The sequence below is a fragment of the Labrys monachus genome, assembly GCF_030814655.1.
In the GTDB taxonomy this organism is placed as follows: domain Bacteria; phylum Pseudomonadota; class Alphaproteobacteria; order Rhizobiales; family Labraceae; genus Labrys; species Labrys monacha.
In genome coordinates, this window is record NZ_JAUSVK010000001.1 from 2,332,686 (window position 1) to 2,345,456 (window position 12,771).

A 12,771-nucleotide genomic window follows, 5' to 3' on the forward strand; every position below is an offset into this window, starting at 1 on the left:
CCGCCCCATTCCCGGATCGATACCGATGGCCGATCCCGTTCCCGTCGTCGAGATGCGCGGCATTTCCAAGCGCTTCGGCGCCGTGCAGGCCAATGAGGCGGTCGACCTCACGGTGCGGCCCGGCGAGATCGTCGGCCTGCTCGGCGAGAACGGGGCCGGCAAGACCACGCTGATGAACATCCTGTTCGGCGGCTATGCGCCCGATTCCGGCGAGATCCTCATCGGCGGCAGGACGGTGCGCATCCGCAATTCCGCCGACGCGCTCGCGGCGGGCATCGGCATGGTGCACCAGCATTTCCACCTCGCGCCGCGCCTCACGGTGCTCGACAACCTCCTGGTCGGCCTGCCCGGCCGGGGCGGACGGCTCGACCGGGCCGGCGGCCTTGCCCGCCTCGACGACATCGCCGCCCGCTTCGGGCTCCGGCTCGAGCCCGACCGCCTGGTCTCCTCGCTCGCGGTCGGCGAGCAGCAGCGGCTCGAAATCGTCAAGGCCCTGTTCCGCGGCGCGCGGCTGCTCATCCTCGACGAGCCGACGGCGGTGCTGGCGCCCGACGAGGCCGAAGGCCTGTTCAAGGCTCTGCGGGCGATGGCGGCGCAGGGGCTCGGCATCATCTTCATCTCCCACAAGCTGACCGAAGTGCGCAGCCTGACCGATCGCTGTGTCGTGCTTCGCCATGGCCGCATGGTCGCCTCGATCGCAGAACCCGCCAAATCCACCTCCGCGGAGATGGCCCGGCTGATGTGCGGCCACGAGATCGTGCCGCCGACCAAGCCGCCTTCGGCGCCCGGCGCCGTCGTGCTGCAGCTCGACAACGTCTCGACCCCGCCGCAGGGCGGCATGGCGCTGACCGACGTCGATCTCGCCGTGCGCGAGGGCGAGATCCTCGGCGTCGCCGGTGTTTCCGGCAACGGGCAGCGGGCCCTCGCCGACGTGGTCGCCGGCATGCTGGCGCCGAGCCGGGGCCGCCTCCTGATCGCCGGCGAGGCGGTCGAGCCCTACGGCCCGCGCCGCGTGCAGGCGATGGGGCTCGGACGCATCCCCGAGGACCGCATGACGCAGGGCCTCGTCACCAGCCTGCCGCTCGCCGACAGCATGGTGCTGCCCCGCATCGGCACGCCCGCCTTCAGCGCCCGCGGCCTCCTGAAGCCCGCGGCGATCACCGCCTTCGTGGAGGCGCAGATCCGCGCCTTCGACATACGCTGCCCCGGCCCGATGGCACGGGCCGGCTCGCTCTCCGGCGGCAATCTCCAGAAGGCGCTGCTCGCCCGCGAGCTCGCCTTCGATCCCCGGGTGCTGATCGCTGCCCAGCCGACGCGCGGGCTCGACATCGGCGCGGCGCGTTTCGTGCACGAGCGTTTCCTCGACCTGCGCGCCCGGCGCTGCGGCCTCCTCGTCATCAGCGAGGACCTCGAGGAATTGCTGATCCTGTCCGACCGCATCGCCGTGCTCTATGAGGGCCGCGTCGCCGGCATCCTCGCCGCGGGGGAAGCGAGCATCGAGCGTCTCGGCCTCCTGATGAGCGGAGCGGCGTGATGAGGCTCGAAGCCCGCCAATCGACGCCCGTCTGGCTCAACCTCGCTCTGCCGCTCCTCGCCGTCGCCGCGGCGATCGTCCTGTGCAGCGGGCTGATCGCGATGGCCGGCGCGAACGTCGCCGACGCCTACGGCATCATGGCCGTCGCCGCCTTCGGCGATTTCTACGCCGTCACCGAGACGCTGGTGAAGGCCGCGCCGATGATCTTCACCGGCCTTGCGGTCGCCGTCGCCTTCCGGGCCCGGTTCTGGAACATCGGCGCGGAGGGGCAGCTGATGGCCGGCGCGGTGGCGAGCTGCTTCGTCGGCGGCTTTCCGATGGCCGGCCCCCTCGGCATCGCCGCCATGGCCCTCGCCGGCGCCGCCGCAGGCGGGCTGACCGCGCTCGTCCCCGCGCTGCTGCGGGTCAGGCTGAAGGTCGACGACGTCGTCTCCTCGCTCCTGCTCAATTCGGTGATCTATTTCGCGGTGATGGCGCTGATCGAAGGGCCGTGGAAGGATCCGCTCAGCGGCTATCCGATCTCGCCGCCGATCGAGGACAGCGCCAATTTCCCGGTGTTCTTCGAAGGCACCCGGCTGCATCTCGGTGTCCTTGCGGCGCTGCTGGCCGCGGTGGCGGTGTGGTTCCTGATCACCCGCACCACGCTCGGCTTCGCCATCCGCGTCACGGGCGAGAATGCCGAGGCCGCCCGCTATGGCGGCATCCGCGTCGACCGCATCCTCGTCGCCACCGCGCTGCTGTCCGGCGGCCTGGCGGGGCTCGCCGGGGTGGGCGAGGTCGGCGGCGTGCATTACCAGGTGATGAGCGACCTATCGCCGGGCTTCGGCTACAGCGGCATCGTCATCGCCATGCTCGCCCGCCTCAACCCCCTGGGCGTCGTGCCGGCCGCCATCTTCTTCGCCGCAGCGATGACCGGGGCCGAGGCGATGTCGCGCGCCACCGGCGTGCCCGTCTTCCTCGCCGACGTCATCCAGGGCACGGCGCTGCTGACCATGCTGGCCGCCCTGCTGTTCACCACCCATCGCATACGCTTCGGCGGGAGGGCGGCATGAGCGTGATCCTGGAGCAGCTCCTGCAGGTCGGCTTCTTCGCCGCCGTCCTGCGCATCGCGACGCCTCTGATCTTCGCCACCCTCGGCGAGCTCGTCTCGGAACGGGCCGGCGTGCTCAATCTCGGCATCGAGGGCATCATGCTGCTCTCGGCGATGACGGGCTTCGCCGCCGCCTACGGCTCCGGCAGCCTGTGGGTCGGCGTCGCCGCGGCCGTCGCCACGGGAGCGGCGATGGCGGCTCTCCATGCCGTCTTCACCGTGGCTCTCGGGCTCAGCCAGCATGTCTCGGGCATCGGCATCACCCTGCTCTCCTCGGGCCTGGCCTATTTCCTCTATCGCCTCCTCTTCGGCCAGCAGGCGACGCCGGCGACCATCACCGCCTTCCGCACCGCGCCGATCCCCGGCCTGTCTTCGATCCCGGTGATCGGCCCGATCCTCTTCGACCAGTTCGCGCTCGTCTATCTCGCCTTGATCGCGGTGCCGCTGTCGGCCTTCGTCCTCTACCGCACGCCATGGGGGCTGGCGCTGCGCATGGTCGGCGAGAACCCGCGCGCCGCCGATTCGGCGGGCGTCGACGTGATCGCGCGGCGTTTCCAGGCCGTCATCCTCGGCGGGGCGCTGATGGGCCTCGGCGGCGCCTTCCTCACCATCGCGCAATTCAACGCCTTCACCTTCGGCGTGGTCTCCGGGCGGGGATGGGTGGCGATCGCGCTCGTCGTCTTCGGCCGCTGGGACCCGTGGCGTGTAGCCGGCGCGGCCCTGCTGTTCGCCTTCGTCGATGCCCTGCAGCTGCGCCTCCAGGCGAGCGGGCTCGGGCATATCCCCTATGAAGCCTTCCTGATGCTGCCCTTCCTCCTCACCATCGTCGCCATGGCCCTGATGTCGCGCAACGCCGTGGCGCCGGCGGCCCTGCTGCGGCCGTTCCGGAAGGAGGAGCGGTGAGCGCGGGAACGGCAAGCCCGGGAGACCCCTTTATGGACCGCCTTCCGCGTCAGACCGGCCGGCCTTTCGGGCCCGCCGGGTCGCCGAGCGCGGCTTGCAGCCGGCGATAGGCTTCCTCGTTCGGCGGCAGGCCGAAGCGCAGCCAATGGGGCTGGGCGCCGAAGCGGCGCACCCAGATGCCGGCGGTGCCGAGGCGCTGGAACACCAGCGGTGCGTTCGGCGTCTCGACGAGCCGGTAGAGATCGGTGCCGCCGGCGACGGTCATGACCGGCGCCAGGCAGGCATCGAGCGCCTGGCGGGCGGTGCGCAGATAGGTGCGGGTGCCGTTCTGCCACAGGATGTCGGCGAGCGCGGCCTGCCCGATGGCGAGGGCCTCGCCGGAGACGGCCCACGGCCCCATCGCCTCGCGCAGCGTGCCGGTGAAGGCCGGCTCGGCCAGCACGAAGCCGAGGCGCAGGCCCGCGAGGCCGAAGAACTTGCCGAAGGAGCGCAGGATGACCAGGCCGGGCGTGCCGGCCATGTCGGCGAGGCTGATCTGCGGCATCACCTCGGCGAAGGACTCGTCGACGATGAGCGCGCCGCCGCGCTTGTGCTTCTCGGCGGCGAGGCGCAGCAGGATATCCCGGTCGGCGAGGCGCCCGTCGGGGTTGTTGGGATTGACGATCACGGCGATGTCGGCGGCGCCGAGCGCCTCGATATCCGCGGTCTCGCCGACCTGGTGGCCGGCCCGGCGCCAGCTGCGCAGGTGCTCGGCATAGGTCGGGCCGAGCACGGCGACCGTGCCGGCCGGAAACAGATGCGGCAGCCACTGGATCGCCGCCTGGGTCCCCGGCGTCGCGACGACGCAGGACGACGACGTCGCGCCGTAGCATCGGGCGGCGGCGTCCTCGAGGTCGCGCACCGCATCGGGCGAGGGCAGGGCCGTCCAGGCGCCGGGCGGGATCGCCGGAACCGGATAGGGCCATGGGTTGATGCCGGTCGACAGGTCGATCCACGGCATGGCCGCCTCGAGGTCGGGCGCCCGCGGAAACAGGCGGCGCGCTTCGCCGAGATTGCCGCCATGTTCCATCACGCTCATCGCCGCCACTCTTGTCTTGACGCTCGAACCCGCCGCGACCAATGTCGCCGCAGTCGAATATATATAGAGGGTATGACCATGGCAGACGCCGCGATCAAGCTTCATGAAGCCGGCGAAGCGCTCAGGAAGGCGGGCGATGCCTTCGATTGGACCGATCCCCTCGACCTGGAATCGCTGCTGACCGAGGAGGAGCGCCTCGTGCGCGACACGGCGCGCGACTATGCGCAGGACCGGCTGATGCCGCGCGTGCTCAAGGCCTATCGCGAAGAGAGCTTCGACCGCGCCATCATGACCGAGATGGGCGAGCTGGGGCTCCTGGGCGCCACCGTGCCGGAGGCCTATGGCGGCGCCGGCCTCGGCCACGTCTCCTATGGCCTCGTCGCCCGCGAGGTGGAACGGGTCGATTCGGGCTACCGCTCGGCGATGTCGGTGCAGTCCTCGCTCGTCATGCATCCGATCCTCGCCTATGGCAGCGAGGACCAGCGCCGCAAATATTTGCCCAAGCTGGCGAAGGGCGAACTCATCGGCTGCTTCGGCCTGACCGAGCCGGACGCAGGCTCCGATCCCGGCTCGATGAAGACGCGCGCGGTGAAGGTCGCCGATGGCTACGAGCTCACCGGCGCCAAGATGTGGATCACCAATTCGCCGATCGCCGATATCGCCGTGGTCTGGGCCAAGCTCGACGACGTGATCCGCGGCTTCGTGGTCGAACGCGGCACCAAGGGCTTCTCCACCCCGAAGATCGAGGGCAAGCTGTCCCTGCGCGCCTCGATCACCGGCGAGATCGTGCTTGAGGGCGCCGTGGTGCCCGAGGCCAATCTCCTTCCCGGCGTCAAGGGCCTCTCGGGGCCGTTCGGCTGCCTCAACAAGGCCCGCTACGGCATCGCCTGGGGCGCCATGGGCGCGGCCGAGTTCTGCTGGCACCGCGCCCGCCAATACACGCTCGACCGCAAGCAGTTCGGCCGTCCGCTCGCCGCCACCCAGCTCGTCCAGAAGAAGCTGGCGGACATGCAGACCGAGATCGCGCTCGGGCTGCTCGGCGCCCTGCAGCTCGGCCGCATGCTCGACGCCCACACCGCGGCGCCGCCGGCGATCAGCCTGATGAAGCGCAACAATTGCGGCAAGGCGCTCGATATCGCCCGCGCCGCCCGCGACATGCATGGCGGCAACGGTATCGCCGACGAGTTCCACGTCATGCGCGTGGCGCAGAACCTGGAGACCGTCAACACCTATGAGGGCACGCATGACGTGCACGCCCTCATCCTCGGCCGGGCGCAGACCGGCATCCAGGCCTTCTTCTAACCTTCCCCGGGCGCGCGGACGTTCCCGTCCGCTCCTCCCACCGCCTCCCAACTGTCTGAACAGCGGGCGGGACGCCCGCGCATCCGGGATGTGCCATGCGCCTCTGGCTGAAGGATCCCCTCGCCATCCTCGCCGAAGGCGCCGGGCGCGGCATTGTCGTGGAAGGCTCGCGCATCGTCGAATGCGTGGCGGCGGGCCGGGAGCCGTCGGCGCCGGTCGACGCCGTCTTCGACGCCTCGCGCCATGTCGTGCTGCCCGGCCTCGTCAACACCCATCACCACTTCTACCAGACGCTGACGCGGGCCCATCCCGATGCCTGCGACATGCCGCTCTTTCCCTGGCTGAAGACGCTCTATCCGGTCTGGGCGCGGCTCGATCCCGAAAGCTTCCGCCTCTCGGTCCGCCTCGCGCTGGTCGAACTGCTGATGTCCGGCTGCACCACCGCGGCGGACCACCATTATGTCTTCCCGAAGGGGCTGGAGGACGCCGTCGACATCGAGGTCGAGGAGGCCCGCGCCCTCGGCCTCCGCATGACGGTCTCGCGCGGTTCGATGAACCTGTCGGAGAAGGATGGCGGCCTGCCGCCCGACGCGGTGGTGCAGGACGCCGACGTCATCCTCGCCGATTGCGAGCGCGTCGCCGCCGCCTATCACGACCGCGCCCCCGGCGCGATGATCCGCATCGCCTTCTCGCCCTGCTCGCCCTTCTCGGTGACCCGGCAGCTGATGCGCGAGACCGCGGACCTCGCCGAGCGCTTCGACTGCCGGCTGCACACCCACCTCGCCGAGACCGAGGACGAGGATCGCTTCTGCGCCCAGGTCTATGGCTGCAGGCCGGTGGAACTGCTCGAGGAGGTGGGCTGGATGTCGCCGCGCACCTGGCTCGCCCACGGCGTGCATTTCAGCGCCGACGACTGCACGACGCTCGGCCGCCATGGCGTCGGCATCTGCCACTGCCCGACCTCCAACGCCGTGCTCGCCTCGGGTTTCTGCCGAACCGGGGCGCTGGAGGCGGCCGGCGCCCCCGTCGGGCTCGGCGTCGACGGCTCGGCCTCCAACGACAGCTCCAACCTGATGGAAGGGGTCCGCCACGCACTGATGATCAACCGCCTGTCGCACGGCGCCGAAGCGGTCTCCTGGCGCGACTGCCTGCGCTGGGCCACCGAAGGCTCGGCCCGCTGTCTCGGGCGCGACGATATCGGCGCCATCCGCGCCGGGCTGGAGGCGGACCTCGCTTTGTTCACGCTCGACGAACTGCGCTTCTCCGGCGCCCACCATCCCATCGCCGCGCTGGTGCATTGCGGCGCCCATCGCGCCGACCGCGTGATGGTGGCCGGACGCTGGCGCGTGGCGGACGGCCTGCCGGTCGGCCTCGACATCGCCGCGCTGCGCGAAGCGCACGGCAAGGCGGCGCGCAAGTTCTTGTAGATTCCCGGGTACGCGGACGTCCTGTCCGCCTCTGGAATCACAACGTTTTAAGGACGAAGAGGCGGACGGGACGTCCGCGCACCCGGGAAAAGGCTATGACCGACGATCTGCGATCTTCACCCTTGAAGCCGGTGAAGGAATGGCATTCGCGGGGCTATCTGCCGCATTGGGAAGCAGGCGAAACGCCGCAGGCTTTGTTCTTTCGTCTGGCCGATTCATTGCCGAGGGGCTGTCCGGGAGCGTTGGGCGGCCGAACTGCGCGACACGCCTGCCGAAGTCATGGCAAAGGAGCGCAGAAAACGCATGGAAGCCGCACTCGATGCGGGCTATGGAGAGGCCTTCCTGGCGACGGAGGCGATCGGTCCAGTCGTCGAGAGCGCCTTGTTGTATTTTGATGGCGAGCGATATCGGTTACATGCTTGGTGCGTCATGCCGAACCACGTTCATGCTCTCCTCACGCCGATGCTCGATCACTCCCTTTCGCGCATCGTCCATACTTGGAAGTCTTTCACAGCCAAACAGATCAATGCTGTTCTCAATCGAACGGGAAAAGTCTGGTTCGAGGAATATTTTGACCGCAAGATCCGCAGCGAGCGCCATTTCGAGGATGCTCGTTTCTATATCGAAGAAAACCCGGTCAAGGCGGGCTTGTCTTGCGATGCCGGAGCTTGGCGATATTCGAGTGCTTCCTGCATGTGATACGCCCTCGTCCCGCCCGCTTCTTTCCTATCCTGTTGACGATGCGTTTCAAGGGCGGGCGGGATGCCCGCGCTTCCGGGGTGTCCATGCCTGATCTCCTCGCTCCCGTTCCCCTTCGCGGCGCGGCTGCCGCCACGGCGTCCGGCTACGGCGCGATTCCGTTCGACCGCGCCGATCCGCGCTGGGGCGAGCCGCTCGTCGACCTCGCGGCCGAGGGGCTGCTCACCGAAAGCTGGTATGCCCGCACCGACGGCGGCAATGCGCCCTATCACCGGCCGATCGCCGGGGCGGTGGCGGTCGTCGCCGCCCGCCGCAGCGTCGCCGGGCTGCTCAGAAGGGCCGACGCGATGGTGGGCGCGCACGGCCTGCGCCTCAAGGTGCTCGACGCGTTTCGCCCGGTGGAGACGCAGGCCGGGTTGTGGGCCTTCTTCGAGGACAAGCTCGCCGCCGAGCGGCCGGAGCTTTCGAACGCCGAGCGCGAGGCGATCGTGCGCACCTTCGTGTCGGACCCACGCCGTTTCAGCCGGGACGACGAGACGAGCTGGCCGATCCACTCGACCGGCGGCTCCGTCGACGTGGTGCTGGTCGATGCCGCGAGCGGCGCCATGCTCGACCACGGCGCCGGCTTCGACGAGGCGCATGAGCGTTCCTTCACCGACCATTATGAGCGGCTGCTGGGCGGCGGTGCGATTGCCGCCGACGACCCGCGCCTCCTCAACCGCCGCATCCTCGTCAATGCGATGGTTAACGCGGGATTCACCAACTACGCGTACGAATTCTGGCATTTCGATTACGGAACGCAGCTCCATGTCCTGACTTTGCAGGATGGAGGCTCGCCCCATGCGCCCCTGGCCGCGTGGTATGGAACCACCGACCTGCCGGAAGGACCATGTTGACGCTTTCGACCTTCACCGCCAAGCACACGGCGCATGCCTTCGCCGCGCTCGGCAAGCCGCTCGCCGCGGACACGCCGCATGTGATCTGGGCCCATGGCTGGGGGCAGGACCACCATGCCTTCCTGGCGCTCGCCCAGTCGCTGGAACGGGCGGCCCATCACACCCTGATCGATTTTCCCGGCTTCGGCCTGAGCCCGCCGCCGGCGGAGGCCTGGGACACCGCCGACTATGCCGACGCCGTCGCCGAATGGCTGGCGACGCTGCCGCGCGGGCGGCGGATCTGGGTCGGCCATTCCTTCGGATGCCGCGTCGGCCTCAGGCTTGCGGCGCGGCATCCGGAGGCGATCGACGCCATGGTGCTGGCCGCCGCCGCCGGGCTCCAGCGTCGGCGCGGCTTCCCCGAGAAGCTCCGATTCTCAATCCGCATCCGCCTGTTCAAGGCGCTCAAGCTGCTCGAGCGCGCCGGCGTCGACGTCGCGGCCTGGAAGTCGCGTTTCGGCTCGGCCGACTATCAGAATGCCGGCGCGATGCGTCCCATCCTGGTCAAGGTGGTCAACGAGGATCAGACGGAGGTCGCCCGCCGGATCCGCTGCAAGGTGGCGCTGTTCTATGGCGAGAAGGACGACACGACGCCGCCGGAGATCGGCGAGCGCCTGTCGCAGCTCATTCCCGGCGCGACGCTGAGCATCCTGCCGGGGCTCGACCACCATACCATCCTCACCGACGGCGGTCCGCAGATCGCCTATGCCGTCTCGAACATGCTGGAGGGCTGACGGATGCTCGAAGCCACCGCCCCCTATGCCTTCCTGCTCGCCTTTGCCGGCTTCGCCCCGTTCGCCTGGAAGCGCTTGCTCACCTATCTGCACATCTTCCAGCAGGAAGAATATGACGGCCCGCGCTTCCTGCGCTGGATGATCAAGAGCGGTTCGCTCGATACCCGCGTCAGCCTGGCCATCGTCGTGCTCGCTTTGCTGTCGAAGCTGGTGCCGGCGCCGTCCATCGTGCTCGCCTTCTTCATCGCCGTGGTCTTCCTCCTTTCCGCCTATCGCGAGGCCGATCCGCGCAAGGTCGGCAAGAAGAAGCTGGCGATGACAGAGCGCGCCACCCGCATCGCCCGGGTCGCCGCCGCCCTCCTGCTCGCCATCGGCATCCTCGGCATCGCGCTCTCGCTGCACCCGGCCTGGATCGTCGTGCTGGTGCAGGCGATCCCCTTCGCCCCGGTGGCGGCGGTCAGGATCCTGCAGCCGCAGGAAAAACGCATCCAGCAGGGCTTCTGGCGCGAGGCGCATGAGAAGCTCAGGCGCCTCGCCCCCGTCGTCGTCGGCGTCACCGGCTCCTATGGCAAGACCTCGACCAAGCATATTCTCGGCCATCTGCTCGAAAGCGCCGGCTCGGCGCTGATCACGCCCGGCTCGGTCAACACGCCGATGGGCATCGCCCGCATCGTGCGCGAGCGGCTCGAACCCTATCACCGGCATTTCGTCGTCGAGATGGGCGCCTACGGCCCCGGCTCGATCGAGCGGCTCTGCCGCCTCGCCCCGCCGGACATCGCCGTCGTCACCGCCGTCGGTCCGGCGCATTACGAACGTTTCAAATCGCTCGACAGCGTCGCCCGCACCAAGTTCGAGCTGCCGGCGGCGGCGATCGCCCGCAACGGCAAGGCGATCATCAACGATGCCGTCCTCGCCTTTGCCGACGCCAAGGCGTTCACCGACGACCATCGTGCCTCGATGGTGCTGGTGGGGCAGGGCGAGGGCAGCGACGCCAGGGTCCGCAGCGTCACCCAGGGCCGCGACGGGCTCACGGTGCAGCTCACTTTTCGCGGCGAGGACTACACGCTGTTCGCCCCGCTCTACGGGCTCCATCACGGCGGCAACATGGCGCTGGCCTTCGTCACCGCCTTGGCGATGGGGATCGACGCCGAGACGGCGCTGATCGCCATGAAGTCGACGCCGCAGATCAGCCATCGCCTCGAGGTCAGGCGGCAGGGCGACGGCACCACCATCATCGACGACGGCTACAATTCCAACCCGGTCGGTTTCGCCTCGGCGCTCGATCTCCTGCCGCTGCTGGCCTCCGGCGAAGGGCGGCGCATCCTGGTGACGCCCGGCATGGTCGAACTCGGCGAGGCCCATGCCGAGGAGCATCGCAAGCTCGGCACCAAGGCCGGCGAGGCGGTAGACATCCTCCTCGCCGTGGCGCCGGATCGCATCCGCGATTTCGTCGATGCCTACAAGGCGGCGAGGCCCGGCGGCGAAGTGATCGAATGCGCCGGCTTCGCGCAGGCCCAGGCCTGGATGGGCGCCAATCTGAAGCCCGGCGACGCCGTCCTGATCGAGAACGACCTGCCGGACCTCTACGAACGCAAGCTCTCGCTGTGATCGCCGATCGCAAGGCGTTCATCCGCGCCAATACGCGCCTGTTGCCGGTGCCCCACGCGCCGGAGATCAGCCTGCACGTCGCCGACGAGGTGACGCCGCTCTGGCAGAAGACCGAGGACGAATTCGGGCGCATCGGCCTGCCGCCGCCCTTCTGGGCCTTCGCCTGGGCCGGCGGCCAGGCGCTGGCGCGCTATCTCCTCGACCGTCCCGGCGCGGTGGCGGGCAAGCGCGTGCTCGATTTCGCCGCGGGTTCCGGGCTGGTCGCCATCGCGGCGGCGATGGCGGGCGCGGCCTCGGTCGATGCGGCCGACATCGACGGCTTCGCGCTCGATGCCATCGCCCTCAACGCCGCGGCCAACGGCGTCGCGGTGACCCCGGTCGCCGACAATGTGCTCGGCCGCTTCGACATCGAGATCGACATCGTCCTCGCCGGCGACATCTTCTATGACCGCGACATCGCGGCCGAGGTGCTCGCCTGGCTCGAAGGCTGGCGCGAGCGCGGCGTGGCGGTCCTCATCGGCGATCCCGGACGGACCTATCTGCCGAAGGACAAGCTGTCTTTGCTCGCCACCTATGAGGTGCCCGTCTCCCGCGACCTGGAGGATCTCGACATCAAGAAATCGAGCGTGTGGACGCTGAAGGGATAGAGGCACTCGGCAGTGGGGGGTTGGATTATCGGACATCCGGCTGGATAGCCGGCCCGGGCGACGCTGCCCCTCAACCTTACCTTCTCCCCCGAAGTCGGGGGAGAAGGAGCGGCTGGCCTCGCGCCTTGAAAGGGACGGGCGAGATGATCGCATCACCGGAAAGGGCGCGACGTCGAGGCCCCCTCGCCCCGCTTTGCGGGGAGAGGATGAAGGTGAGGGGCGGCTGGATCGGCCACCTTTCAAGCCGGATGTGAAGCCTTTCCTCACGGCCCCGGCACGCCGACTCGAGGATCTCGACATCAAGAAATCGAGCGTTTGGACGCTGAGGGGATAGAGGCCTCGGCAGCGGGATGTTGGATTATCGGACATCCGGCTGGATAGCCGGCCCGGGCGACGCTGCCCCTCAACCTTACCTTCTCCCCCGAAGTCGGGGGAGAAGGAGCGGCTGGCCTCGCGCCTTGAAAGGGACGGGCGAGATGATCGCATCACCGGAAAGGGCGCGACGTCGAGGCCCCCTCGCCCCGCTTTGCGGGGAGAGGATGAAGGTGAGGGGCGGCTGAATCGGCCACTTTTCAAGTCGGATGTGAAGCCTTTCCTCACGGCCCCGGCACGCCGACTCGAGGATCTCGACATCAAGAAATCGAGCGTTTGGACGCTGAGGGGATAGAGGCCTCGGCAGCGGGATGTTGGATTATCGGACATCCGGCTGGATAGCCGGCCCGGGCGACGCTGCCCCTCAACCTTACCTTCTCCCCCGAAGTCGGGGGAGAAGGAGCGGCTGGCCTCGCGCCTTGAAAGGGACGGGCGAGATGAT

Annotated in this window: 11 protein-coding genes; 10 read left to right on the forward strand and 1 reads right to left on the reverse strand. The window is 69.0% G+C overall.

Features of this window, described 5'->3' with window-relative positions:
• Nucleotides 1–25: 25 nt before the first annotated feature.
• The 3 genes from J3R73_RS10550 to J3R73_RS10560 are packed head-to-tail and all read left to right on the forward strand — an operon-like array spanning nt 26 to nt 3,527.
• Entirely contained in the window at nt 26–1,534 is a 1,509-nt protein-coding gene (locus J3R73_RS10550) for an ABC transporter ATP-binding protein (protein WP_307426061.1), read from the forward strand.
• Entirely contained in the window at nt 1,531–2,586 is a 1,056-nt protein-coding gene (locus J3R73_RS10555) for an ABC transporter permease (protein WP_307426063.1), read from the forward strand. The genes J3R73_RS10550 and J3R73_RS10555 overlap by 4 nt, the downstream gene beginning before the upstream one ends.
• Nucleotides 2,583–3,527 carry an ABC transporter permease gene (locus tag J3R73_RS10560; RefSeq protein WP_307426065.1) on the forward strand — a complete coding sequence of 315 codons (945 nt, stop codon included), beginning with the start codon at nt 2,583–2,585 and terminating at the stop codon, nt 3,525–3,527. The genes J3R73_RS10555 and J3R73_RS10560 overlap by 4 nt, the downstream gene beginning before the upstream one ends.
• A gap of 49 nt (nt 3,528–3,576) precedes the next feature.
• Here J3R73_RS10560 and cobD read toward each other — a convergent pair whose 3' ends face one another.
• Nucleotides 3,577–4,605: a threonine-phosphate decarboxylase CobD gene (gene cobD, locus J3R73_RS10565; RefSeq protein WP_307426068.1), complete on the reverse strand. Its 1,029-nt coding sequence runs from the start codon at nt 4,603–4,605 to the stop codon at nt 3,577–3,579.
• A gap of 78 nt (nt 4,606–4,683) precedes the next feature.
• Between cobD and J3R73_RS10570 the strand changes: the two genes are divergently transcribed.
• The 7 genes from J3R73_RS10570 to J3R73_RS10600 all read left to right on the forward strand — a co-directional run bounded on the left by J3R73_RS10570 (nt 4,684) and on the right by J3R73_RS10600 (nt 11,957).
• On the forward strand, nt 4,684–5,907 hold the full coding sequence (locus J3R73_RS10570) for an acyl-CoA dehydrogenase (RefSeq protein WP_307426069.1): 1,224 nt from the start codon (nt 4,684–4,686) through the stop codon (nt 5,905–5,907).
• 95 nt (nt 5,908–6,002) lie between these two features.
• Nucleotides 6,003–7,334, forward strand: coding sequence for an 8-oxoguanine deaminase (locus J3R73_RS10575; protein WP_307426071.1), 1,332 nt, complete (start codon nt 6,003–6,005; stop codon nt 7,332–7,334).
• A 303-nt stretch (nt 7,335–7,637) separates the two neighbouring features.
• Nucleotides 7,638–8,033: an REP-associated tyrosine transposase gene (locus J3R73_RS10580; RefSeq protein WP_307426073.1), complete on the forward strand. Its 396-nt coding sequence runs from the start codon at nt 7,638–7,640 to the stop codon at nt 8,031–8,033.
• A gap of 86 nt (nt 8,034–8,119) precedes the next feature.
• The gene (locus J3R73_RS10585; RefSeq protein WP_307426075.1) at nt 8,120–8,929 is read left to right on the forward strand and encodes a M15 family metallopeptidase; all 810 of its coding nucleotides are present in this window, start codon (nt 8,120–8,122) and stop codon (nt 8,927–8,929) included.
• Nucleotides 8,923–9,702: an alpha/beta fold hydrolase gene (locus J3R73_RS10590; protein ID WP_307426078.1), complete on the forward strand. Its 780-nt coding sequence runs from the start codon at nt 8,923–8,925 to the stop codon at nt 9,700–9,702. The genes J3R73_RS10585 and J3R73_RS10590 overlap by 7 nt, the downstream gene beginning before the upstream one ends.
• 3 nt (nt 9,703–9,705) lie before the next feature.
• Nucleotides 9,706–11,310, forward strand: a complete 1,605-nt coding sequence (locus J3R73_RS10595; protein WP_307426082.1) for a Mur ligase family protein — start codon at nt 9,706–9,708, stop codon at nt 11,308–11,310.
• Nucleotides 11,307–11,957, forward strand: coding sequence for a class I SAM-dependent methyltransferase (locus tag J3R73_RS10600; protein ID WP_307426085.1), 651 nt, complete (start codon nt 11,307–11,309; stop codon nt 11,955–11,957). Before J3R73_RS10595 ends, J3R73_RS10600 begins: the two co-directional genes overlap by 4 nt.
• The last annotated feature ends 814 nt before the right edge of the window (nt 11,958–12,771 follow it).

What these genes read in the sequence shown, in the direction of transcription:
- J3R73_RS10550 (WP_307426061.1), top strand. Translation starts at nt 26, where the DNA reads ATGGCCGATCCCGTTCCCGTCGTCGAGATGCGCGGCATTTCCAAGCGC.
- J3R73_RS10560 (WP_307426065.1), top strand. Translation starts at nt 2,583, where the DNA reads ATGAGCGTGATCCTGGAGCAGCTCCTGCAGGTCGGCTTCTTCGCCGCC.
- cobD (WP_307426068.1), bottom strand. Translation starts at nt 4,605, where the DNA reads ATGAGCGTGATGGAACATGGCGGCAATCTCGGCGAAGCGCGCCGCCTG.
- J3R73_RS10570 (WP_307426069.1), top strand. Translation starts at nt 4,684, where the DNA reads ATGGCAGACGCCGCGATCAAGCTTCATGAAGCCGGCGAAGCGCTCAGG.
- J3R73_RS10575 (WP_307426071.1), top strand. Translation starts at nt 6,003, where the DNA reads ATGCGCCTCTGGCTGAAGGATCCCCTCGCCATCCTCGCCGAAGGCGCC.
- J3R73_RS10580 (WP_307426073.1), top strand. Translation starts at nt 7,638, where the DNA reads ATGGAAGCCGCACTCGATGCGGGCTATGGAGAGGCCTTCCTGGCGACG.
- J3R73_RS10585 (WP_307426075.1), top strand. Translation starts at nt 8,120, where the DNA reads ATGCCTGATCTCCTCGCTCCCGTTCCCCTTCGCGGCGCGGCTGCCGCC.
- J3R73_RS10590 (WP_307426078.1), top strand. Translation starts at nt 8,923, where the DNA reads ATGTTGACGCTTTCGACCTTCACCGCCAAGCACACGGCGCATGCCTTC.
- J3R73_RS10595 (WP_307426082.1), top strand. Translation starts at nt 9,706, where the DNA reads ATGCTCGAAGCCACCGCCCCCTATGCCTTCCTGCTCGCCTTTGCCGGC.